This is a genomic window from Thermomonas paludicola (assembly GCF_024498955.1).
Lineage (GTDB): Bacteria > Pseudomonadota > Gammaproteobacteria > Xanthomonadales > Xanthomonadaceae > Thermomonas > Thermomonas paludicola.
Genome location: NZ_CP093311.1, coordinates 1,003,988 through 1,026,781 on the forward strand (window position 1 = coordinate 1,003,988; position 22,794 = coordinate 1,026,781).

At 66.7% G+C, this 22,794-nt stretch carries 22 protein-coding genes; 12 read left to right on the forward strand and 10 right to left on the reverse strand.

Features of this window, described 5'->3' with window-relative positions; genetic code table 11:
• Window position 1 precedes the first annotated feature (1 nt).
• Both LIW09_RS04735 and LIW09_RS04740 read left to right on the forward strand, forming a co-directional pair.
• Window positions 2-1,558, forward strand: coding sequence for an ABC transporter permease (locus LIW09_RS04735; RefSeq protein ID WP_256646810.1), 1,557 nt, complete (start codon window positions 2-4; stop codon window positions 1,556-1,558).
• Between the two features lie 136 nt (window positions 1,559-1,694).
• Window positions 1,695-2,330, forward strand: coding sequence for a YiiX/YebB-like N1pC/P60 family cysteine hydrolase (locus LIW09_RS04740; protein WP_256646811.1), 636 nt, complete (start codon window positions 1,695-1,697; stop codon window positions 2,328-2,330).
• A 12-nt stretch (window positions 2,331-2,342) separates the two neighbouring features.
• On the opposite strand, the gene LIW09_RS04745 is transcribed toward LIW09_RS04740, so the two are convergent.
• The 4 genes from LIW09_RS04745 to LIW09_RS04760 all read right to left on the reverse strand — a co-directional run bounded on the left by LIW09_RS04745 (window position 2,343) and on the right by LIW09_RS04760 (window position 5,658).
• Window positions 2,343-2,603, reverse strand: a complete 261-nt coding sequence (locus tag LIW09_RS04745; protein WP_256646812.1) for a hypothetical protein — start codon at window positions 2,601-2,603, stop codon at window positions 2,343-2,345.
• Entirely contained in the window at window positions 2,603-3,910 is a 1,308-nt protein-coding gene (locus LIW09_RS04750) for a TFIIB-type zinc ribbon-containing protein (RefSeq protein WP_256646813.1), read from the reverse strand. The genes LIW09_RS04745 and LIW09_RS04750 overlap by 1 nt, the downstream gene beginning before the upstream one ends.
• A 21-nt stretch (window positions 3,911-3,931) precedes the next feature.
• Complete coding sequence (locus LIW09_RS04755; protein WP_256646814.1) at window positions 3,932-5,083, reverse strand: SPFH domain-containing protein; 1,152 nt, start codon at window positions 5,081-5,083, stop codon at window positions 3,932-3,934.
• A 380-nt stretch (window positions 5,084-5,463) separates the two neighbouring features.
• The gene (locus tag LIW09_RS04760) at window positions 5,464-5,658 is read right to left on the reverse strand and encodes a hypothetical protein (protein ID WP_256646815.1); all 195 of its coding nucleotides are present in this window, start codon (window positions 5,656-5,658) and stop codon (window positions 5,464-5,466) included.
• Between LIW09_RS04760 and LIW09_RS04765 the strand changes: the two genes are divergently transcribed.
• Window positions 5,657-6,028 (forward strand): DUF6164 family protein, encoded by a 372-nt coding sequence (locus tag LIW09_RS04765; RefSeq protein WP_256646816.1) that lies wholly within the window; start codon window positions 5,657-5,659, stop codon window positions 6,026-6,028. The genes LIW09_RS04760 and LIW09_RS04765 overlap by 2 nt on opposite strands.
• 108 nt (window positions 6,029-6,136) lie before the next feature.
• Here LIW09_RS04765 and LIW09_RS04770 read toward each other — a convergent pair whose 3' ends face one another.
• From LIW09_RS04770 to LIW09_RS04785, 4 genes are all read right to left on the reverse strand, one after another.
• On the reverse strand, window positions 6,137-6,529 hold the full coding sequence (locus tag LIW09_RS04770; protein WP_256646817.1) for a hypothetical protein: 393 nt from the start codon (window positions 6,527-6,529) through the stop codon (window positions 6,137-6,139).
• 248 nt (window positions 6,530-6,777) lie between these two features.
• Window positions 6,778-7,134, reverse strand: a complete 357-nt coding sequence (locus tag LIW09_RS04775) for a hypothetical protein (RefSeq protein ID WP_256646818.1) — start codon at window positions 7,132-7,134, stop codon at window positions 6,778-6,780.
• Window positions 7,131-7,619: a bactofilin family protein gene (locus LIW09_RS04780; protein WP_338064835.1), complete on the reverse strand. Its 489-nt coding sequence runs from the start codon at window positions 7,617-7,619 to the stop codon at window positions 7,131-7,133. The genes LIW09_RS04775 and LIW09_RS04780 overlap by 4 nt, the downstream gene beginning before the upstream one ends.
• Window positions 7,620-7,730: 111 nt before the next feature.
• Window positions 7,731-9,341: a carboxyl transferase domain-containing protein gene (locus LIW09_RS04785; RefSeq protein WP_256646819.1), complete on the reverse strand. Its 1,611-nt coding sequence runs from the start codon at window positions 9,339-9,341 to the stop codon at window positions 7,731-7,733.
• A gap of 114 nt (window positions 9,342-9,455) precedes the next feature.
• Here LIW09_RS04785 and rlmD point away from each other — a divergent pair, with 114 nt between their 5' ends.
• From rlmD to LIW09_RS04820, 7 genes are all read left to right on the forward strand, one after another.
• A complete protein-coding gene (gene rlmD, locus LIW09_RS04790; protein ID WP_256646820.1) occupies window positions 9,456-10,802 on the forward strand; it encodes a 23S rRNA (uracil(1939)-C(5))-methyltransferase RlmD in 1,347 nt (448 codons plus the stop codon).
• Window positions 10,803-10,805: 3 nt separating this feature from the next.
• Window positions 10,806-11,333: a CYTH domain-containing protein gene (locus LIW09_RS04795; protein WP_256646821.1), complete on the forward strand. Its 528-nt coding sequence runs from the start codon at window positions 10,806-10,808 to the stop codon at window positions 11,331-11,333.
• Window positions 11,334-12,401, forward strand: a complete 1,068-nt coding sequence (nagZ, locus tag LIW09_RS04800; RefSeq protein ID WP_256646822.1) for a beta-N-acetylhexosaminidase — start codon at window positions 11,334-11,336, stop codon at window positions 12,399-12,401.
• Window positions 12,398-12,955, forward strand: a complete 558-nt coding sequence (locus tag LIW09_RS04805; RefSeq protein ID WP_256646823.1) for a hypoxanthine-guanine phosphoribosyltransferase — start codon at window positions 12,398-12,400, stop codon at window positions 12,953-12,955. Before nagZ ends, LIW09_RS04805 begins: the two co-directional genes overlap by 4 nt.
• A 228-nt stretch (window positions 12,956-13,183) precedes the next feature.
• Complete coding sequence (locus LIW09_RS04810; RefSeq protein WP_256646824.1) at window positions 13,184-13,933, forward strand: S-methyl-5'-thioinosine phosphorylase; 750 nt, start codon at window positions 13,184-13,186, stop codon at window positions 13,931-13,933.
• Window positions 13,934-14,053: 120 nt separating this feature from the next.
• A complete protein-coding gene (locus LIW09_RS04815; protein ID WP_256646825.1) occupies window positions 14,054-14,260 on the forward strand; it encodes a cold-shock protein in 207 nt (68 codons plus the stop codon).
• Between the two features lie 90 nt (window positions 14,261-14,350).
• Window positions 14,351-15,397 carry a LacI family DNA-binding transcriptional regulator gene (locus LIW09_RS04820; RefSeq protein WP_256646826.1) on the forward strand — a complete coding sequence of 349 codons (1,047 nt, stop codon included), beginning with the start codon at window positions 14,351-14,353 and terminating at the stop codon, window positions 15,395-15,397.
• 19 nt (window positions 15,398-15,416) lie between these two features.
• On the opposite strand, the gene LIW09_RS04825 is transcribed toward LIW09_RS04820, so the two are convergent.
• On the reverse strand, window positions 15,417-17,144 hold the full coding sequence (locus LIW09_RS04825) for an alpha-amylase family glycosyl hydrolase (RefSeq protein WP_425507926.1): 1,728 nt from the start codon (window positions 17,142-17,144) through the stop codon (window positions 15,417-15,419).
• 16 nt (window positions 17,145-17,160) lie between these two features.
• On the reverse strand, window positions 17,161-18,639 hold the full coding sequence (locus tag LIW09_RS04830; RefSeq protein WP_425507927.1) for an MFS transporter: 1,479 nt from the start codon (window positions 18,637-18,639) through the stop codon (window positions 17,161-17,163).
• 171 nt (window positions 18,640-18,810) lie between these two features.
• Here LIW09_RS04830 and LIW09_RS04835 point away from each other — a divergent pair, with 171 nt between their 5' ends.
• Together LIW09_RS04835 and LIW09_RS04840 are read left to right on the forward strand one after the other, a co-directional pair.
• A complete protein-coding gene (locus tag LIW09_RS04835) occupies window positions 18,811-20,424 on the forward strand; it encodes an alpha-glucosidase family protein (protein ID WP_256646829.1) in 1,614 nt (537 codons plus the stop codon).
• A gap of 5 nt (window positions 20,425-20,429) precedes the next feature.
• Entirely contained in the window at window positions 20,430-22,583 is a 2,154-nt protein-coding gene (locus LIW09_RS04840) for a glycoside hydrolase family 97 protein (protein ID WP_256646830.1), read from the forward strand.
• Window positions 22,584-22,794 lie beyond the last annotated feature (211 nt).

Below are 22,794 nucleotides of genomic sequence, written 5' to 3' on the forward strand. Positions count from 1 at the left end.
CATGGTCGCGATGCAGCGTTTCGCCGCCATCCTGCTGGCCGATCTGCGCGCGCGCACCCGCACGCCGCGTTTCTGGGTGGTGCTGGTCGGGATGATGGTCGCCGCGTGGTACTGCGTGCCGGGGCCGGATGCCCCGCTCACCGTGCTGATGCTGTGGGGCGGCGCACGCGGCTACTACTCCAGCGCCTGGGTGGGCATGGTGCTGGCGATGGCCTTCAATTTGCTGCTCAATCTTGGCGGTTTCTACCTGGTGCGCGGCACGCTGGTGCGCGACATCGAGACGCGCGTCTGGCAGCTGCTGGTGGCGACGCCGATGACGCGCGCGGGCTACCTGCTGGCGAAGTGGGCCAGCCACATGCTGGTGTTCCTCGTCATCATCATTGCCTGCCTCGGCGTGGGTGCCGTCGCGCAGTGGCTGCGCGCGGAGGACCGCACGTTGGACCTGATCGAACTGGCCAAGCCCGCCATCCTGCTCACGCTGCCCGGACTGGCGATGACTGCCGCCGCGGCCATCTGGTTCGATCTGTTGCCGCCGCTGCGGCGCACCGCGGGCAACGTGCTGTTCTTCGTGCTGTGGACGACTGCACTGGTGGTCGGCGTGGCGGGCTTCGAGGCCAGAAGCCCGGTCGTGCGTGAAGGCTGGGTCAGCGACGCGGGCGGGATGCTGGTGGCCGGGCGCGATTTCCATCGCGTGCGCGAGGCGCAGACCGGCAAGCCGCAACAGTATGGCTTCAGCCTGATGTCGCCAACACCGGACAGCGGTATCGTCCGCTTCGATTGGCGCGCGTGGACGGTGCGGCCGATGGACATGGTGGGCCGGCTGTTCTGGCTGGTGCTGGGCATGGGCGGCGTACTGCTTGCCGCGCCGTGGCTGGACCGCGTTGCAGCGCGCACGTCTGCTGTGGATGCACGGGCACGGGCGCCAGGACTGCAGCTGCGCTGGCTCGACCTGGCCCTGCGCCCCTTCGCACGCACGGCATTCGGCGTGCTGGTGGTGGCGGAGCTCACGGCCTGCCTGCGTGAACGCCGCCGCTGGTGGTGGCTGGCGCTGGCGGGGGCGATGGGGCTGCAGGCGTTCGGCAACGCCAGCCTCATGCGTACTGGCCTGCTGCTGGCCTGGCTGCTGCCGCTCGACGTGCTGGCGGGTGGCATCCTGCGCGAGCGCGACCAGCGCACCGGCGCGCTGGTATTCGCGAGCGAAGGCGCGGTGTCACGGGTGCTTGGGTCGCGCGTTGCGGTGGCGGTGTTGCTGCTGTTTGCTGCCACGGCGCCGGCACTGGCGCGCCTGCTGGTGTCGTCGCCGGGCGGGGCGTTGATGACAGGGGTCGTGACGCTGTCCATTGCGAGTTGCGGCATCGCATTCGGCGCGGTGTTCCGCAGCGCGCGGCCGTTCGAACTGACGCTGGTCGCGCTGGTGTACATCGCGCTGCAAGGGGCGACGGTGTTCGACGTGAGCGGGGTTGCAACGGGGAGGCTGGCGGCGCATCTGGCCGCAATCGTGCTGGCGTGGATCGCGATCGCCGTGGCCTGGCCGCGGATCGCGCGGGCAACCCGGTAGGCGCGCCGCGCACGTTGGTGGCGCGGGGGAGGCGTTCACATCGTCGCTGATGCCTTCGACCCCTTAGCTGTTCTTGAACTTGTCCACGCTTCGATGGTCGGATGCGGATCTTGGATCGGGGAGGAAGTTGAAGATCATGAACACAATCGCGTGGCGCCACCGGCTGCTGGGCTGCACTTGCGTGGCCATGGTGTTGTCTGGCTGTTTGGCGCGGCCCGTGGTGCGACCAACGTTGCATGCGGGGCGCGCTGTGCAATCGCAGGCGATTGAGCAGGCCGTGCTGGCAACGGCCAAGACGGGGGATTGGCTGGTGATCCGCGGCTACCACGCGACAGATACGCTGGTGGCCAACGCCACCGGCATCCCGCTCAGTCATGTAGCGGTGTACAACCAAGACCTGCGCGAAGTGGTGGGGGCGGAAGGCAAGGGCGTACAGCGCGAGGCCCTGTCCGGCTTCGTCGCGCGTGCGGATCGTGTGTTGGTGATTCGCCCGCGCTGGCGCAGCGAAGACAATGCGCCACGGGCCTGGGCTGCGGCGGACGCACTCGTGGGGAAGGGCTATGACTTCCTCGGCACCATCGGTTTCAGCCAACCGGATCGGTATTACTGCAGCGAACTGGCCATCCACGTCTATCGCCCGTGGTGGCGCGGCAACGAGCGTTTCCCGAAGGTGATCAAGCCCGGCGAGATGTACCTGTTCGGCACCATCCTGTACGACTCGTTGGATCGCGAAGAGCGTGACGATGGCCAGCAGGCGTTGTCACCCGGGTGACTGGCGTTGCCGTCAGGATGAATTCCGGCGGATGCGCGTCACCCGCTTGCGGTACGCGCGCACGTTGTCGCCGTCGATGCGGGTTTCCTGCGTGCCCCTCACCTCGTCCACCTTGCGGTCCGAACCGGTGACAGGCTTGGCTTCGACGGCCGTCTCGTGTTCGAAGTCATGCGATTTGTCGGTGTTGCGGTAATACCGGTACAGCGCCCAATACAGCCCGGTTGCCCCGGCCGGGCCAAGCAGCAGCAGCCATAGTCCGCCGTCGTCGCTCATCAGGTGTTCCCCACGATCATCAGTGCAATGGTTTCGAGGACGCTGCCAACGGTGAGCGCGGCCAGCAGCAGCTTCCACTGCTGCACCGGTACGCTGCCCATCGTCTCGCCGGTGCGGCCGTTCACCGCGATGTAGTGCAGCATGCCGCCGTTGCTGCCCGGCTGGTGATAGGAATACAGCCAGACCGGCAGGTACATGGACACCCAGCGCGTCCCGTGCACGCTGAGACCTTCCTGCTCCCAGCGCACGCCACGGTCGTAGCGGCTCGTCGAGGCTTCGACTTGGGCGCGGGCGATCGACAGCAACTGGTTTTCCAGGCGCGGCCGCAGTTGCTCCACGCCGCTGTCGCGTTTCTCGGAGCTGAAACCCGAGAGGTAGGACGCGTTCCACTTCACCGCGTTCTTGGTGTCGAACGGCAGGATCGTGTTGATGATGTTGTTGGTATTGGTGCCGGTGTCCAGGTTGCCGCGTTCGCTGGAGGATTCCAGCGGAAGATCGTCCACGGTGAAGTCCACGTGCCGCTCCACCTGGTACACGTCGGCATCGTAGTAGGTCTTTTTCTTGTCGCCGCTGCCCTGCGTGTAGGTGCGCGTCAGGATCTCGCCGTGGCCGCTCACGTCGGCGCTGGCCTTGCCATCCACGATCATGTACGGCAGGTAGACGCCAATCACGTTCTCGGGCGTGAACTGTTCCTTGAATGCCTTCAGCGCGAACATGCGTCGCTTGTCCACGAACTGGCGAATGCGCGCGACTGCGTCGTCCTTCTTGATGTGGAAGGGCAATACCGCGTCGGGCACCGCGCCGTTCGCCACCTGCTCATTGACCCCGAACACGTGGCGGCACCAATGGCAGCGCGCGGTCATCGCGTTTTCGGTATTGACCGTGACCTCGGCGCCGCAGCCGGTGCATTTGAAGGTCATCACGCTGGCGGCGTCGGCGGCGATGTCGCGCGCACCCGACGCGATCACGGTGCCTTCGAGCTGGTCGAGGCCTTCGCCCAGGCCGAACTCCTCCTCCACCCGCTGCGCGTGCCATTCGTTGCGGCAGTACAGGCAGATCAGCAGATCGCTGCCCGGCTTTTGCTTGATGTCGGTCGCGCCGCATTTCGGGCAGCGGTTCAGGCCGTCCTTGAGTTCGGCGGCAGACGTGTCGATGGCGACCGGGTCGGGCGCCAGCAGCTCATCGCGGATCGGTGGCGGCAAACTGGCCGGGTCGATCGGGAAGCTGCCCGGTGGTGGCGGCACATCCTGCGGCGACCCCGGGCCGGTATAGGGCGGCACCGGGGGTGGAGAAGCGGAATTGGACATGGTGGCCGTTCGGTTTGCGGATTACAGGCCCAGCGCCTTGGCTTTGAGCGCGTCGTAATCGGTCTGGGTGATCAGGCCGAGGTCGAGCATCTCCTTGGCTTTCTTCAACTTGGCAACCGGGTCGTCCGCCGCCGGGGTGGCTGGCGCAACCGGCTGCTGCATGCTGGCGATGCCGCCCATCATGCCCGACGCCATGCCCAGCCCCATCATGCCGGCCGCGCCGCTGTTTTCGCCCGCAGACTGCATGCCCTGCGCGACGCTGGCTTGCAAATTGGAATTGCCGCGCGCACCCGACAGTGCATCGGCGCGCTGCACGGTCTTCAGCAGTTCCCGCGTGTTGGCGTCATATTCAATCGAAATGATCGCGGTTTTGACGATGGCCAGGCCGCGATCCGATTTCCACTGGTAGCCGTTCTCGACCGCATCGGACAGGCTCTTGGCAAAACCGAGTGAGTCCTGTTGCAGCTTGGTGATGCGGTTGCCCTTGCCTGGGTCATTCGTGTACAGGCTGAAGGCGGGTGCCAGCGACCCCACCACTTCGTTGAACAGTTGGCTGGCGGCGGCATTGTCGAGGTCGGTGAAATCGAAGACCTGGCCGGGCTGCAAATACGAGGCCGGCACGAAGTTCTTCACGAACAGGATCGGGTCGACGATCTTCATCGTGTAGGAGCCGCGCGTCACCGCGCCAACCTGGGTGTTGAGGAATCCGTCGTCCCAATAGATTTCGGACTGGGTGCCGAAGCGGTTGTCCGGCAGCTCCTTCAGCGAGACGAAGAACGCCGCCTGCTGCGACCCCGGCTGGCCGCCAAACTTGAAACGCTCCCAGCTCTGCTTGATCAGCGAATCGACGAGGCCATCGCCAGCGAAGATCGACTTGGAGTTGAGGTCATCCGAACGCCATTCGTACCCGCCCGGTTCGGCCGCGAAGCCGGTGATCTTGCCGTCCTGGAACAGCAGCAGGCCGTAGCCTTCGGGAACGATGATCTTCGAGCCATTGGTGATGATGTTCGAAGATCCGTGTGTATTGGCGCCGCGGCCTGCATTGGTGCCGTGTGGCACCGCAGCGAACAGCGCTGCCGTTGCCGGAAGCCCGTCTGGAATGGTGTGGAAATCCTTCCATTGGTCGCCGAGCATTCCGCCGACGGCACCCGCTACTGCTTGAACAAGACCCATGACAACTCTCCACGATTCGTGGCGGGACACCGTGCCCACCATGCTGGCGAACTATACAGCCCCGCGCGGACTGCCAGATGGGGGAAAAGGGCCGGTCGCCCCGGCCCCTTTTCCTCCGACACGGCTCATGCCTTGCTTTTCTTGTCGCGCTTTTCGGCCTTCTTTTCCTTCATGGTCTTGGCCGGCTTTTTCTTCTGGTCTTTTTTCTGGTCCATGCCTTTGCTCATCGTGCTCTCCTGGGTGTGTCGGGTATCGTCTGGCGTGTGAAAACGGGTCGGCAGAGCCCCCTGCAACCGGTGTCGCAACCGCGGAAGTGCGAATGCCACGGGTCACGGGGGCGTCCTGCAAGGCGGCTGGCCATGCCGCCTTGCAGGATATTGCTACGAAACAGCGGCGAGCTGTTGTTTTTCCTGCCCCGCCGACCCCGCGCGGTGGATGAAGGGCCGGGCCCGCCCTGTTGCCGGGGTGGCGCCCCTGTGAATGACGTCCTGGCTGTGTGCGGCGGAAGCGGCGTGCACGTGCTGGCTGCCGCCGATGTCACCGCGCCCCGTCGCGCGGTTTAAGATCGTCATCATGCCCAAGCTGCTGCTCAACCTGCGCAACGTGCCCGACGATGAAGCCGACGACGTGCGTGCGTTGCTCGATGCGAACGCGATCGCCCACTACGACACCAAGCCCAGCATGTGGGGGATTTCAGTAGGTGGAATCTGGGTGACCGACGATGCGGCGTTTGCCGACGCCAGGCGTGCGATGGCCGACTACCAGCGGCAGCGTGGTGCCCGCGCCCGCGAGGAATACGCGGCCGCCAAGCGCGCAGGCACTGCGGAAACGTTCAGCAGCGTGCTGCGCGCCGAGCCGGGACGCGTTGCGCTGATCGTGCTGGCCATCCTCTTCCTGTTGGGGCTGATGGCGCTGCCGGTGATCTTGTTGTACGGCCAGCTGTGATCCGGACGCCGAGCGTCATCAGGAGCGCTCTGCAGCAACAGTGATGGCGATCAGTTGAAAGACGAAGGCCCGCGAATGCGGGCCTTCGTGTTGCAGCGTGGCGGCACATCAATTTTCCGATTTCTTCTTTGCTTCGTCTGCTGCGCGGCGCGCCTTGTCGGCCAGGTTCTGCGCCGCATCGCTGGTGGATTGCGCCGCATCCGCGGTGGCGTTGGCGACGTCCGACTTCATCTCCGCGCCTTGCGCGCGTGCGCTGTCTGCGGCGTTGTCCATCGAGGCCTTGGCTTCCGCGGTGGCTTCACCGGCAGACGCCGCAACTGCCTCGCCGGTCTGCACCACCGCATTGCCGGCGGCATCAGCGGCATTGCCTGCGGCATCGCTGGCTTGGTCCGCAGCTGCGCTTGCTTCGGCGGATTCGTTCTGCGCGGTGGGGGTGTCGTTCTTGCATGCGCTCAGGGCCAGGGTTGCGGCAACCAGCGCGATGGCGATCTTGAAGTTCATGGGTGGACTCCGTGGGAATGGGAAATGATGTCGTGTGAAGTGGGGCTCGACACAACCAAAATGCCGCAACCAACGTACCGCAGCGTGGGCGGCATCCACGAAGATAGAGAGCATCCCGTTAAGACGAGGTGGGGATCGTCCGGTGCCCCTCGACGCGGCGTCACGCGCGCGCGTCACTGAGCTGCATGGCCTGCGGTAGCGGATTGGCGGATGGACTGAAGCGCGAGAACGAATGGGGCGGCGCGTTCCTAATGCCGCGTCCTGCGCTTGCCAGCGGCCGCCGATTTCGCTTCCACGGTCACGCTGAAGCTGCGCGCTTCGCCCGGATGCACGACGCCCACCCCGGCCACGTGGCGGCTGAGCTCCTTGCCGGCCTCATCGCGGATCACCACCACCATGGTGTATTCGAAGCTGCCGGTCTCGTTGCCAGTCACGGTGCCTTCCACCTGCAGCGGCACGAAGCATTGCGCGGCATCGCTGGCGGGGGCATCGAAACGCAGATGGCCGCGGCAGGCCGGGCAGACTGCCGAGCTTTCCAGAATGGTGGCTTTGCAGTGCGGGCAGGGGCGGGTGGCTCCTGCCGTGCCCGGGCGCATTGCGCTCATGCGACGCTGCCGATCTCCGGCTTCGACGCGGGCTTGTCGTCCTTGCCCCAGCCACAGTCCACCTGGCCGCGAATGCGCGCGCCGGCGGCGACGGTCAGGCTGCCGGCCTTGAGGTCACCACTGATGGCGCCGCTGGGCAGCAGCTCGACCTGTTGCGCGGACAGGATGTTGCCGTCCAGCTCGCCGGCCAGCGTCACCTTGCTGGCGGAGACGGCGCCCGACACCTTGGCGCCCTGGTCGATGCCCAGATTGCCCTGCACCTTGATGTCACCCTTGAACTTGCCGGCAATGCGGACATGGCCACTGCCCTCGATCTTGCCTTCGATGGCCAGGTCGGCGGCAATCACCGATTCGCGCGCGGCGGTCTCCACCGCGCGAACTGGGGCGGGGGTCTGCATTTGCAGCAACTCGGCTGGCGCGGGCGGGTCGAAACGGGCGGGTTCGGCGCTCTTGGGTGCCGGAGTCGGGTCTTTCCAGATGGCCATCGGGCAAGTCTCCACGGGGACGAATTGCCGAGGCTACCACCGATTTACGCGACATTCTTCCCTGAATGCGTGAGCTGGCCCGCTCAAGTCACTGGCAGCGCACGACTTCACTCACATGCGGAACACGCCGAAGCGGGTGCGATCCTCGATCGGCGCGTTGAGCGAGGCCGACAGCCCCAGCCCCAGCACCCGGCGGGTGTCGGCCGGGTCGATGATGCCGTCGTCCCACAGCCGGGCGCTGGCGTAGTAGGGATTGCCCTGATCTTCATACTGCTGGCGCAGCGGTGCCTTGAACAGGTCTTCCTCCTCGGGCGTCCATACGCCGCCCTTGGCCTCGATGCCGTCGCGCTTGACCGTGGCCAGCACGCTGGCCGCCTGCTCGCCGCCCATCACGCTGATCCGCGCGTTCGGCCACATCCACAGGAAGCGGGCGCCGTAGGCGCGGCCGCACATGGCGTAGTTGCCGGCGCCGAAGCTGCCGCCGATCACCACGGTGAACTTGGGCACATGGCTGCACGCCACCGCCGTCACCATCTTGGCGCCGTCTTTTGCAATCCCGGCCTGTTCGTATTTCTTGCCGACCATGAAGCCGGTGATGTTCTGCAAAAACACCAGCGGGATGCCGCGCTGGTTGCACAGCTCGATGAAGTGCGCGCCCTTGAGCGCGCTCTCCGCGAACAGGATGCCGTTGTTGGCGATGATGCCGACCGGGTAGCCGTGCAGATGGGCGAAGCCGGTGATCAAGGTCTTGCCGTAGCGCGCCTTGAACTCCTGCAGTTCGCTGCCATCGGTGATGCGGGCGATGACCTCGCGGATGTCGAACGGCCGGCGCGCATCCTTGGGCACGATGCCGTACAGCTCGTCGGCTGGATACAGCGGCTCGCGCACCGGCCGGGCGGCCACTGGCAGCACCTTCCTGCGGTTGAACGTGCCGACGATATCGCGCGCGATCTGCAGCGCATGGCGGTCGTCCTCGGCAAAATGATCGGCGACGCCAGAAATGCTGGTGTGCACGTCGGCGCCGCCCAACGTTTCGGCGTCCACCACTTCGCCGGTGGCGGCCTTCACCAGCGGCGGGCCGCCGAGGAAGATGGTGCCCTGTTCCTTGACGATGATGGATTCGTCGCACATCGCCGGCACGTAGGCGCCGCCCGCCGTGCATGACCCCATCACCACCGCGATCTGCGGGATGTTCTCGGCGCTCATCCGCGCCTGGTTGTAGAAGATCCGACCGAAGTGCTCCTTGTCCGGGAACACCTCGTCCTGCAGCGGCAGGAAGGCGCCGCCGGAATCCACCAGATACACGCAGGGCAGGCGGTTCTCGCGGGCGATTTCCTGCGCGCGCAGGTGCTTTTTCACCGTCATCGGGAAATAGGTGCCGCCCTTGACGGTGGCATCGTTGGCCACGATCACCACTTCCTGGCCCATCACCCGGCCGATGCCGCAGATCATGCCGGCGGCCGGGGCGGCATCGTCGTACATGCCCTCGGCGGCAAGCGGGGCGATCTCCAGGAACGGCGAGCCCGGATCGAGCAGGGCGTCGATGCGCTCGCGCGGCAGCAGCTTGCCGCGCCCAGCGTGCCTGGCGCGGGCCTTCTCGCCGCCGCCATCGGCTGCGCGGGCCAGCCGGCGGTCGAGTTCCGCCACCAGTTCGCGGTGGAAGGCGGCGTTGTCGAGGAAGTCCTGCGAGCGAGGATCGATCTGCGAGATGAGAGCGGGCATGCGGCGCAATCCGGTCCGGCAAAACGCCAAGGATACTGCCTGAACCTGCCGGCTTCGTGCGGAAGCGGCCTTGCGGTCTGCGACAATAGCCGGCCATCCGCCCATCCGATGCCCGTGGCCCGCCTCGATCAAACCCCCAAGACTCTCGACATCCACGGCCTCAGCCACGATGGCCGTGGCGTGGCCCGTTGGCCGGAAGGCCACCCTCAGGCGGGCAAGGCGGTATTCGTGGCCGGCGCGTTGCTGGGCGAAACCGTCAGCGTGCAGCAGACCGCGCGCTCGAAGCAGTTCGACGAGGCCAGGACCTTGCAGGTCATCACGGCATCGGCCGACCGAGTCGAGCCGCGGTGCCCGCATTTCGGCGTGTGCGCGGGCTGCGTGTTGCAGCACTTGGCCGAAGATCGGCAGATCGAGTACAAGCAGCAGGCGCTGCTGGACAATCTGCAGCGCATCGGCCACGTCACGCCGAACGCGGTGCTGCCGCCGCTGCGTGCCGATAGCTGGGGGTATCGGCGCAAGGGGCGGTTGTCGGTGCGGCGAGTCGAGAAGAAAGACAAGACCCTGGTCGGTTTCCGCGAACTGGACCCGCGCTTCGTGGCCGACCTGCGCGAATGCCACACCGTGGTGCCGCAGATCGGTTTCAAGCTGGACCTGCTGTGCGCGCTGGTGGATGGCATGGACGCGCGCCGCGACATCCCGCAGATCGAGTTCATCGCCGGCGATGCCGCGGTTGCCCTGGTGTTTCGCCATTTGCAGCCGTTGTCGGAGGCCGATCAGGCGAAGCTGCTTGCGTTCGGCGCGGCGCAGGGCTTTTCGATCTTCCTGCAGCCGGGCGGCAACGACTCGGTGCATCCGCTCGCTGGCGAGGCGCCAACGCTCTCCTTCCGCCTGCCGCAGTGGGACATCGAACTGGTGTTCCGGCCGCTGGATTTCATCCAGGTCAATGCCAAGTTGAACGAAGCGATGATCGCCCGCACGCTGGAACTGCTGGACGTGCAGCCGGGCGAGCGCGTGCTGGACCTGTTCTGCGGGCTGGGCAATTTCACCCTGCCGCTGGCGCGGATGGCCGGCGACGGCGCGGTGATGGGCGTGGAAGGCGATGCCGGGCTGGTGCAGCGCGCGCGCGACAACGCTGCCCGCAATGGGCTTGCCAACGTGCAGTTCCACGCCGCCGACCTGGCCAAGGATCTGCTCGGCCAGCCCTGGCTCAAGGCCGGGTTCGACAAGCTGCTGCTGGACCCGGCCCGCGCCGGGGCGATCGAGGTGCTCAGGCAGCTGCCGCTCAAGGGCCTCAAGCGCATCGTGTATGTCAGCTGCCACCCCGGCTCGCTGGCGCGCGATGCTGGCTATCTGGTCAATGAATGCGGCTGGACGCTGCGCGCCGCAGGGGTGATGGACATGTTCCCGCACACCGCGCACGTGGAATCCATCGCCGTGTTCGATCCGCCGAAGAAAGGCTGAACGATGGGCATCGAGATCGAACGCAAGTTCTTGCCGATCAATGCCGGGTGGCGCGCCGGGGCGCACACCTCCGTGGCGATGGCGCAGGGGTATTTGAACGATGTCGCGACGGTGGACAGCGGCGCGATGCAGGCGTCGGTGCGCGTGCGCATCGAGGGCGAGGCGGCCTTCCTCAACATCAAGTCGCGCGAACTTGGCGCGCGCCGGCAGGAGTTCGAATACGCGATCCCGGTGGACGAGGCGCAGGCGCTGCTGGCGCTGTGCGTGGGCGGGAGGATCGAGAAGCGCCGCCATTACGTGGAACACGCGGGGCATCTGTGGGAAATCGACGAATTCTTCGGCGACAACGCCGGCCTGGTGGTGGCTGAAATCGAACTGCGCAGCGACGATGAGGCGTTCGCCCGCCCCGCCTGGCTGGGTGCGGAGGCGACGCATGCGCCGCGCTACTACAATCTGGCGCTGGCCTCGCGCCCTTTCGCGCGGTGGTCCGAGGATGAACGGCTGGCGCGCGATCTCTACGAAGGACACTAGATGCTGCAGATCGGGATTGCCGGGCATCAGCTCGGCGCACGCGAGCGCGATTGGTTGCAACACGATGCCTGCGCGGGGGTGGTGCTGTTTGCGCGCAACTTCGCCTCCAGGGCGCAGATCGCCGAGCTGTGCCGGGCGATTCGCGAAGCCGCGCCGCGCCCGCAGCTGATCAGCGTGGACCAGGAAGGCGGGCGCGTGCAGCGCTTCCGCGACGGCTACAGCGCGCTTCCGGCCTTGCACGGATTCGAGGCGCTGTATCTGCGCGATCCCGAGGCGGCGCTGGCACTCGCCCGCGAGCACGCCTGGCTGATGGCCAGCGAAGTGCGCGCCAGCGGCGTGGACATGAGCTTCGCCCCGGTGGTGGATCTGGCGCGCGGCAATCGCGCCATCGGCGACCGTGCATTTTCGCAGGACCCGCAGATCGTGGCCGCGTTCACCCGCGCCTATGTGGCAGGCATGCACGAGGCCGGCATGGCCGCCACGCTCAAGCATTTCCCCGGGCACGGGTCGGTACTGGAAGACACCCATTTCGACCGTGCGGTGGACGGCCGTTCGCTGGATGCGATGCGCAGCACGGACCTTGTTCCATTCGTTGCCGGCATTGCGGCAGGCGCCGATGCGGTGATGATGGCGCACATCACCTATCCGCAGGTCGCGCTCGAACCCGCCGGTTATTCGCCGCGCTGGATTGGCGAGCTGCTGCGTGGCCCGCCGTCCGAAGGTGGCATGGGGTTTCGCGGCGTGGTGTTTTCCGACGACATCGGGATGGCTGCGGCGCACTCGGTGGGCGGCATCAAGGCGCGCATCGATGCCCATCTGGATGCCGGCTGCGACGTGGTGCTGGTCTGCCATCCGCAGCAGGTGGACGAGGCACTGGCGGCCGTGTCGGGCCGCGCACTCAATACGATGGCGCTCACCGGCCTGCTTGGCCGCGGGGTGCGTGGCTGGGACGGGCTGCTGGCCGACGCGCGTCGCGCGGCGGTGCAGGCGTCACTGGTGGACGTGCGCGCACCGGCGCTGCAGACCGACGCATTGTCGGGGGCGATCAACGTGGGAGATGTGGCATGACGGCACCAAAACTGGGTGATGCGCTGGCGACCGCGCGTTTGCTGTTCGACCGCGCGACGCTGGACGCGGCCATCGTGCGGATGGCCGGCGACATTCGTGCCGCCTACGCCGACGGCGAGGTGCCGCTGTTCATCACCGTGTTGAACGGCGGGCTGCCGTTTGCCGGGCAGTTGGGCTTCGCGCTGGGTGAGCTCGGTCTCGACCTGGAGTTCGATTACCTGCACGCCACCCGCTATCGCGGGCAGACCAGCGGCTCTGGCCTCGCCTGGTTGCATCGCCCGGCCACGCCGATGCGCGGGCGCAGGGTGCTGCTGGCCGACGACATCCTTGATGAAGGCCACACGCTGCTGGCGGTGCAGCAGTGGTGCGAAGACCAGGGCGCCGCCGAGGTGCGCATCGCGGTGCTGGCGGAAAAACTGCACGACCGTTGCGTGGCCGGCATCCGCGCCGATCATGTGGGCGTGCAGGTGCCGGATGCGTATGTGTTCGGCTACGGCATGGACTATCACGAGCAGGGCCGGAACCTGCCGGCGATCTATGCGTTGGGCGATTGAGGGCTTCCGCGAAACGGGTGCCCGCGGCGATATCGTTCGGACACGCCGTGAATACCCGCTGTGCGGGGCCGGCCGGCAATCACAGACTGCTGGCGTTCGGCGGCGCGCGAAGCGATGCTTCGCAAACGCCTGCCTCACTCATGTCGGCTTCTCGGCGACATGCATGCCGCCGGGAGTCCGATCGATGCCGCCGCGGACACCTGCTGCCGGCTTAAACGGGAGGGTCGCATGACCATCGAACTTGCCGTCATCGGCGGCACCGGCGTCTATGCGCTGGGCGACCTGGCCGATGTCGAAAGCCACCAGCCGGTCACACGCTACGGCGCGCCGTCCGGCCCGGTGCGCGTCGGCACCTGTGCGGGCAAACGCGTCGCCTTCCTGGCCCGCCATGGCGAAGGCCATTCGCTGCCGCCGCACACGATCAATTACCGCGCCAACCTGGCCGCGCTGAAGGCGCTGGGTGCGACCCGCGTGCTGGCGCTGAACACCGTGGGCGGCATCACCGAACGTTTCGGGCCGCGCGTGCTGGCCTGCCCGGACCAGCTGATCGACTACACCTGGGGCCGTGTCTCGACGCTGTGCGAAGAACCCGGCAGCGAGGTGCTGCACGTGGACTTCGGCGCTCCCTACACGCCGTCCCTGCGGCGCGATGTGATCGCGGCGGCGCAGCGCGCGCAGGTGGCGCTGGTCGATGGCGGCTGCTATGGCGCCACCCAGGGGCCGCGGCTGGAAACCAGGGCCGAAATTGAACGGATGCGCCGCGATGGCTGCGACCTGGTCGGCATGACCGGGATGCCCGAAGCCGGGTTGGCGCGGGAATTGGAACTGGACTACGCCTGCCTGGCCATCGTTGCCAATTGGGCGGCGGGCGCGGGCCCGGATGCCAGCGAGATCATCACCCTGCAAGACGTGCTGGACAACGTGGCGGCGGCGATGGAGGGCGTGCCGCGCATCCTGCGCACGTTGTTGGGCGAGTAGGCCCGCGCGCTTTTGCGCAGGCCTGCCGTTGTTGCATACTCGCGGCGTGCCGCCACGTGGTGGCGCACGCATCCTCAACCCGGCTTTAAGCCAACGCATCCGCAAGAGGTTTTCGCATCCATGCAATACGGCACCGTGAAATGGTTCAACGACGCCAAGGGGTTCGGCTTCATCGCTCCCGAGGACGGCAGTGCAGACGTGTTCGTGCATTTCTCCGCGATTGATTCCACCGGCTTTCGCAGCCTGCAGGAAGGTCAGCGGGTCAGCTACGAAGTCCAGCAGGGCGCCAAGGGCGCCCAGGCCGCGGGGGTCAAGCCCGTCGCCTGACCTGCCGGCATCGCGCAGGATTCCGAACCCCGCCTTGTGCGGGGTTCTTTTTGCGCCGCTCCCGGTTGGCGACGTTGCTACACTCGCCCGATGATCGATCCGCACCGCGCCCGCAAGAAGACCCGCACCACCTCGCTGGACATCGCCCATCGCGCGGGGGTGTCGCAGGCCACGGTATCGCGCGTGCTGGCCGGCAGCCCACTGGTCAATGCGGAAACCCGCAGGCGCGTGGAAGAGGCAGTGCGCGAGCTGAACTACAAGGTCGATCGCCATGCGTCCAGCCTGCGCACCCAGCGTGCCGGCACGCTGGCGTTGCTGCTTTTCGAAGATCCCACCCAGGACGACTCCCACATCAATCCGTTTTTCCTGTCGATGCTGGGCTCGATCACCCGCGCCTGCGCACGCTGCGGTCACGACCTGCTGGTGTCGTTCCAGCAGCTGTCCGACGATTGGCATGCGGATTACGAAGACAGCATGAAGGCCGACGGGCTGATCCTGCTCGGCTACGGCGATTACCTGGCGTATGAAAGCAAGCTGGAGAAACTGGTCGCCAAGGGCACGCATTTCGTGCGCTGGGGGCAGGTGCAGCAGGGCCAGCCCGGGCTTTCGATCGGCTGCGACAATGCCGCCGGCGGCGCGTTGGCCGGGCGCCATCTGCTGGAGCGGGGGCGGCGGCGAATCGCGTTTCTGGGCGATGCCTCGTCGCGCTTCCCCGAGTTTTTCGAACGCTATCGCGGCTGCGACACCGCGCTGCGGGAAGCCGGCTTGGCCATGCTGCCGGACTTGCAGGTGGATGCCGACAGCACCGAGCAGGCCGGTTATGAGGCCGCCCATTTGCTGGTCACGCGCGGGCTGCCGTTCGATGCGGTGTTTGCCGCCAGCGACCTGATCGCGGTGGGCGCGCTGCGTGCGCTGAAGGATGCCGGCCTGCGCGTGCCGGAGGATGTGGCGGTTGTCGGGTTCGATGGCACGCCGATGGCGGCATTCGCCAATCCGCCGCTGAGTACCGTGGTGCAGGACACGTCGAGGGCCGGCGAGTTGCTGGTGGACACCCTGTTGCGGCGCGTGCGCGATTTTCCGGCGGAAAGCCTGATGCTGGCACCGACGCTGGAAGTGCGCGCCTCCAGCGGCGGGTGATGGCCGCGGCCTTTGCTCGTCACTCCCGCGACAACCGCGCCCCCGCCATCGCCACATCCAACGCGGCGATGAGCGCAGGTTCGGTGGCGGCAGCATCCAGCAGGTACACCCGGACCCCATGCGCCGGCACCGTGGTCTTCAACGTGCCGCCTTGAGCAATGTCCTGCGCACTGTCGTCCAACGCCGACCGCCAGCGCCCCGCCTCCATCATCGTGTCGATCGCGAACCGCTCCGGCGCATCGCCCTTGTTCAGCAGCACCAGCGCGATCTGGTGCTGGCCCGCGTGTTGGTAAACCCGATAAAACGCGGCGCGATGGCCGGCCAGTTCGATGTCCAGCTGCAGGCCCCGCTGCAAGGCCGGCGAGGTTGCGCGGAGGTTGGCGATGCGCGCCAGCGCGGCGCGGATGGGGCTGGCCTTGGCCTGCTCGATGCCTTCGCTCCCGAAGTAATTGCGGTTGCCGCCATGCTCCGGGCGGCCGCGCATGAAGCCCATTTCCGAACCGTAATAGACCACCGGGATGCCGCGCGCGGTGAACAGCCAGTTGTGCGCATCGATGAAGCCGGCGTCGCTGGCATCCATGCGCGGCATGTCGTGGTTGTCGTAGAACGTGGCGAGATCGTAAGGGTTGGCATACGGCCCGCCGGTCAGGTGCAGCGCCGCCGCCAGCTGCTCGAACCCGGCCTGGCTGCGGCCAAACGCGGCCTCCATCGCCTGCTTCATCGGGAAATCCAGTACCGAGGTTTCGCCGTGGCCGGGCAGGGTGTGGATGGCGATCTTCGCGGCGTCGTAGTCGAACGCCTCGCCGAACATGAAGAAGCCGGGATGCTGCGCGCGGATGCGGCTGGTGAAGGCCTGCCAGAAGGTGTCTGGCATCCAGGCGATGGTGTCGATGCGGAAGGCGTCGGCGCCCTGCGCGATCCACTGCTCGTAGGCGCCGGCCAGATAGTCCAGCACCGCCGGATTGTGCTCGTTGAAGTCGGACAGCTGCGCCAGGTTGCCGTCGAAGATCGAGCCAGTGCTGCCATCCACCGGGCCGCGCGTGTTGTAGAAACGGTGCAACGGGTTGTGCGCGGGATCCAGCTGCTGCGGCGGCAAATTCTGGTGATCGGCGACCAGCTTGCCGCTGGCATCGTAGATCTTGCCGAAGCCTGGCTGGTCGGACGCCATGCCCCAGGCGGGTGACCCGTGGTTGCCAACGATATCCAGCACCAGCTTCATGTGTCTGGCGTGCATGGCATTGGCCAGGTCGCGGAAATCCATGCCGGGGCTGGGCAGGTGTTCGTCGAGCGTGTAGAAATTCACCCCCCAGTAGCCGTGGTAGCCGGTCTTGCCCTTGTCGGCGAGGATGCCGCCGCAGCTTGGCGCGGTGCCGCCGGTGAAGGACTGGTCCGGGTTGTCCACCACCGGGGTGATCCAGACGGCGGTGAAGCCCATGTCGCGGATGTAGTCCAGGTGATCGGCGATGCCCTTGAAGTCGCCGCCGAGATAGCCGAGGTTGCCGCTCACGCCGTTGCACGGCGGCAGCGGGATGTCGAAGGTGCGCAGCGCGCCGCCCTGGTCGCGGTGGTCGTTGGACGGATCGCCGTTGACGAAGCGGTCGGTCATCACGAAGTACACCGCCTGGCTGGCGAACGGCTCCAACGTGCCGTAGTAGTCCTTCGCCAGCGGCGGCAACGGATGCGGCGTTGTCGTGGCGCACGCGGCCAGCAGGCCGGCGGTGGTCAGGGTGAGCAGGGCGTGGCGGATGCGCATGGCGTGGTCCTCAGGCGGCAGTGCGCGGGGCGGGCAGGCGCACCAGCAGCACGCAGGCGCCGCCCACGATCAGGCTGATGCCGCCGATGGTCAGCGCGTGGATCGGGTGCCCGCCCAGCAGGGTTTTCAGCAGGAAACCCAACAGGCTGGCCGCAACCAGCTGCGGGATGACGATGAAGAAATTGAAGATGCCCATGTAGGTGCCCATCTTCGCGGCGGGCACCGCGTCGGACAGCATCGCGTAGGGCAGCGACAGGATCGAGGCCCACGCGAAGCCGACGCCCAGCATCGACAGCAACAGCCAGTGCGGGTCGCGAATCCAGCCGATCGAGAGCAGGCCGAGTCCGCCCAGCAGTGCGTTCAGCAGGTGGCTGCCGCGCAGGCCGAAGCGACGCACCATCCACGGGATCGCGATGGCGGCGAGCGCGGCAAAGCCGTTGTAGGCGGCAAACAGCACGCCCACCCAGTTGGCGCCGGAGTTGTAGGCGGCAGAGGCCGGGTCGGTGCTGCCGAAATGCAGCTCGGTGACCGCGGCAGTGGTGTAGATCCACATCGAAAACAGCGCGAACCACGAGAAGAATTGCACCACCGCCAGCTGCGCCATGGCGGGTGGCATGTCGCGCACGTCGTCCAGGATGCGGGTGAAGGCATTGTCGGCGCGCAGGAAGGTGCGCACGAGGAAGGCGAGGCCGAAGCCGGCCAGCAGCCCGGCCAGGATGTACAGCGCCTTGTCCAGCGCGCGGCTTTCCACCACTGCGGCCAGCAGTGCGCCGGCCGACACTGCGGCAAGCGCCAGTGCGCGCAGCAGCGCGGCATTGCCCGTGCGTGGCTGCAGCAGCGGCGCAGTGTCCCAGCCGGCAATGGCCTCCGGGGGATATTCGCGGGTGCGCAGCACGGTCCAGCCGATGGCGCCCAGCATCACAGCACCGCCGGCATAGAAGGCGTAGCGCACGGTGTCCGGAACCTGGCCCGCGGGCGCGGTGTTGGCCACGCCGCAGCGTTCCAGGATGTAGGGCAGCAGGCTGGCCACCACCGAGCCCACGCCGATGAAGAAGCTCTGCATCGCATAGCCGCTTGGCCGCTGCGCCGGCAGCAGCTGGTCGCCGACGAAGGCGCGGAACGGTTCCATCGACACGTTGATGGAGGCATCGAGCACCCACAGCATGCCGGCGGCGATCCACAGCGTGGGCACGTTGGGGAAGGCCAGCAGCGCCAGCGACGCGAGAACCGCGCCCATCAGGAAATACGGGCGGCGCCGGCCCAGTCGCGTCCAGGTGCGGTCGGACAGGTAACCGATCAGCGGTTGCACCAGCAGCCCGGTCAATGGCGCGGCCACCCACAGGATGGGGATGTCATCCATGCTCGCGCCAAGCGTCTGGAAGATGCGGCTGACGTTGGCGTTTTGCAGGGCAAACCCGAACTGGATGCCCAGGAAACCGAAGCACATGTTCCAGATCTGCCAGAACGAGAGTTGCGGTTTTTCCGCCAAGCCCCTGGTATGCATGCCGTCCCCTGTCAGTGCTGCGTGCTGTCGCGAGCCACCATATACGGCAAGGCTGGCGCCTGCGCGGCTGTGTAAACGTATTCACCGCCTGTGCGGGTGTGCGCGCCAACGCGAGACGGCATAGTCAGCGCCAACGTGCAGGGAACGGGATGCGGAATGAAGGCTCTGGAGTGGTGGCGTGGCGCGGTGATCTACCAGATCTACCCGCGCAGTTTCCTGGACACCAATGGCGATGGCGTGGGCGATTTGCCGGGCATCGTCCAGCAGCTGGACTACGTGGCGTCGCTGGGCGTGGACGCGATCTGGATTTCACCGTTCTTCACCTCGCCGATGGCCGATTTCGGCTATGACATCGCCGACTATCGCGGCGTGGATCCGCTGTTCGGCACGCTTGCGGATTTCGACCGGCTGCTGGCGAAGGCGCATGCGCTGGGCCTGAAGGTGATGATCGACCAGGTGCTCAGCCATTGCTCGGCGGAACATGCCTGGTTCCAGGAGAGCCGCGCCAGCCGCGACAACCCCAAGGCTGATTGGTTTGTCTGGGCCGATGCCAGGCCCGACGGCGCGCCGCCCAACAACTGGCTGTCGCTGTTCGGTGGCGTGGCCTGGCAGTGGGAGCCGCGGCGCGGGCAGTATTACCTGCACAACTTCCTGCCATCGCAGCCGGATTTGAACTTCCACAATCCGAAGGTGCGCCGGGCGCAGCTGGACAACGTGAAGTTCTGGCTGGATCGCGGCGTGGACGGGTTCCGGCTGGATGCGATCAACTTCTGCTTCCACGATGCGCAACTGCGCGACAACCCGCCCAAGCCGGCGGCGCTGCGCAGCGGGCGCGGCTTCAGCGCGGACAATCCTTACGCGTTCCAGTACCACTGGTACAACAACACGCGGCCGGAGAATCTCGGCTTCCTGGAAGACTTGCGCACCTTGATGGACCGCTATCCGGACGTTGGCGCGCTGGGCGAGATCTCGTCGGAAGATTCGCTGGCCACCACGGCGGAGTACTGCAACGACCGCCGCTTGCACATGGGGTACAGCTTCGAACTGCTGACTGACGATTGCAGCGCCGCCTATCTCCGCGCCACGGTGGAGGCACTGGAAGCGAAGATGCAGGAAGGCCAGCCGTGCTGGGCCATCTCCAACCACGACGTGCAACGCGCGGTCACCCGCTGGGGCGGTGGCGCTGCCGACGATGCGCTGGCGGTGCAGCTGGTGGCGCTGGTGTGTTCGCTGCGGGGAGCGGTCTGCCTGTTCCAGGGCGAGGAACTGGGGCTTCCCGAAGCCGAGGTGCCGTTCGAGGCGTTGCGGGATCCGTACGGCAAGGCGTTCTGGCCCAATTTCAAGGGTCGCGATGGCTGCCGCACGCCGATGCCGTGGAGCAATGGCGCGAACGCGGGATTCAGCGAAGGCGAGCCGTGGCTGCCGGTGGCGGCGGAACATCGCGCGCTCAGCGTCGAAGCCCAGCAGCACGACGCTGCCTCGGTGCTGAACGCGACCCGCGCCTTCCTGCGCTGGCGCAAGGCGCAGCCGGCGCTGGTGCATGGCGATATCCGTTTCGCGGATGCGCCCGAGCCCTTGCTCGCGTTCGTGCGCGGGCATGCCGGCCAGCGCGTGCTGGCGGTGTTCAACCTGTCGGCGCAATCGGTGGAGTGGCGCGCGCCGGCCGGCGCTGCCCTGCTGGATGCGCCCGGGCCGCTGGCGGCCAGCCTGGATGCAGGCGGCGTGCTGCATGTGCCGCCGCGCGGCGCGGCGTTTGCCACGTTGGAGTGAGGCACATGAATGCCATTGCGCGTCATGCCCGCGAAAGCGGAAATCCAGCTTCGTTGCCTTTCAAGGTCAAGAACTGGATTGGACGGATCGTCGTCTGTCAGCAGCGGCCCGCCTTCGCGGGGCTGGCCAGCAGAGTGCTTTTGGCCGCCGGATTGTTGCTGTCCTCGCTCGTCCATGCCGACACGGTGGCCAGCGTGGCGTCGCCGGACGGTCGCAACGTGGTCCAGTTGTCGCTGGACGGCAACGGACGCCTGTCGTATCGCGTGCAGCGCGACGGCAAGCCGGTGATTGCCGATTCGCAGCTGGGGCTGCGCCTGCGCAACGGCCCGCAGCTGTTGGCCGGCTTTGCGCTGCAGGGGCAGCAGGCGTCCACGTTCGATGACACCTGGCAGCAGCCCTGGGGCGAGCGCCGCTTCATTCGCAACCACTACAACGAGCTGCGCACGCAATTCGTCGAACGTCAGCGCGACCGGCGGCGGATGGACGTGGTGTTCCGCGTGTATGACGACGGGCTTGGCTTCCGCTATGAATTCCCGAAGCAGCCGGGGTTGGCGGTGATGGAGATCCAGGACGAGTTCACCGAATTTTCCATCGCCCAGCCTGCCACTGCATGGTGGATTCCGGCTGGGGAGTGGAACCGTTACGAATACCTCTACAACCGCACGCAGCTGGCGGAGTTGTCGCAGGCGCACACGCCGGTGACGCTGCGTACCGACGGCGGCCTGCACCTGTCGATCCACGAGGCCGCACTGGTGGATTACGCGTCGATGTGGCTGCAGCGCGCCGAGGGCCAGCGCCTGCGCGCGCATTTGGCGCCGGGCGGCGCGCAGGGCGTCAGCGTGATCCGCAAGACGCCGTTCACCACGCCGTGGCGCAGCATCCAGATCAGCGAGCGCGCCGGCGGGCTGGTGGAGTCCAGCCTGATCCTCAATCTCAACGAACCCTCCACACTGGGCGACGTGAGCTGGTTCAAGCCATCCAAGTACGTCGGGGTGTGGTGGTCGCTGCATCTGAACCAGCAGACCTGGGGCAGTGGGCCAGCGCATGGCGCCACCACCGAGAACACCCGGCGCTACATCGACTTCGCCGCGGCCAACGGGTTTCGCGGCGTGCTGGTGGAAGGCTGGAATCCGGGTTGGGATGGCGACTGGTTCGCCAATGGCTGGGGCTTCGACTACACCCGCGCGACGCCGGATTTCGATCTCGAAGGCCTGTCGAAATACGCCGCCGGCAAGGGCGTGCACCTGATCGGCCATCACGAGACCGCCTGCGCGGTCAGTCATTACGAGCGCCAATTGGCTGCGGCGCTGGACCTGTATGCGCGCAATGGCGTTGACGTGGTCAAGACCGGCTATGTCTGCGATGCCGGCCAGATCGAGCGCCAGGACGTCGCAGGCGGTCCCGTGCTGCGCGAATGGCACGATGGCCAGTGGATGAGCCGACACCATTTGCGCGTGGTGCAGGAGGCGGCGAAGCGGCATATCGCCATCAACTCGCACGAGCCGATCAAGGACACCGGCCTGCGCCGCACGTATCCGAACTGGGTCTCGCGCGAGGGCGCGCGCGGCATGGAATACAACGCGTGGGCGGTGCCGCCCAATCCGCCCGAGCATGAAATCAACCTGGTGTTCACCCGCCTGCTGGCGGGGCCGATGGACTACACCCCCGGCATCGTCAGTCTCACCGGCCGCGGCGGGCAGGAGCTGCAGAGCACGCTGGCACGCCAGCTGGCGCTGTACGTCGGCATCTACAGCCCGATCCAGATGGTGGCCGACCTGCCCGAGCATTACGCGCAGCACCCGGAGGCGTTCCAGTTCATCAAGGATGTCGCGGTGGACTGGGATGACACCCGCGTGTTGGCGGGCGAGGTGGGCGAGTTCGTGGCGATCGCGCGCAAGGCCCGCGCGACGCCCGAGTGGTTTGTCGGCGCGATGAACGACCGGCATCCGCGCACGCTGGCGCTGCCGCTGGACTTCCTTGATGCCGGCAAGCGCTACGTCGCGCAGATCTATCGCGATGGCGACGGTGCCGACTGGCATGGCGAGGCGCGCTTCCGTTTCGTGCATGAGCAAAAAACGTTGCGCCGTGGCGACGTATTGACCCTTTGGCTGGCGGCAGGGGGGGGCGCAGCCGTGCGCCTGGTGCCGCAGGGGAACTGAGCGCGGGCGGTCGCGATTTTCCGGGCGCCTGGGCGTGCGTGCGGATGCGGTGGATTCGCATCCAGCGGGCGGTTTTGCATTGCGGAAATCGTTTGCAGGCGCGGGTTCCAGGTTTTTTCGGAGGTCATCGCAATGAATACGTATGCAGGCACTTTCGTTTGCAATGGGCGCCACTAACATCGTGCCGTTCACGCAATTTTCAGCGTGACTG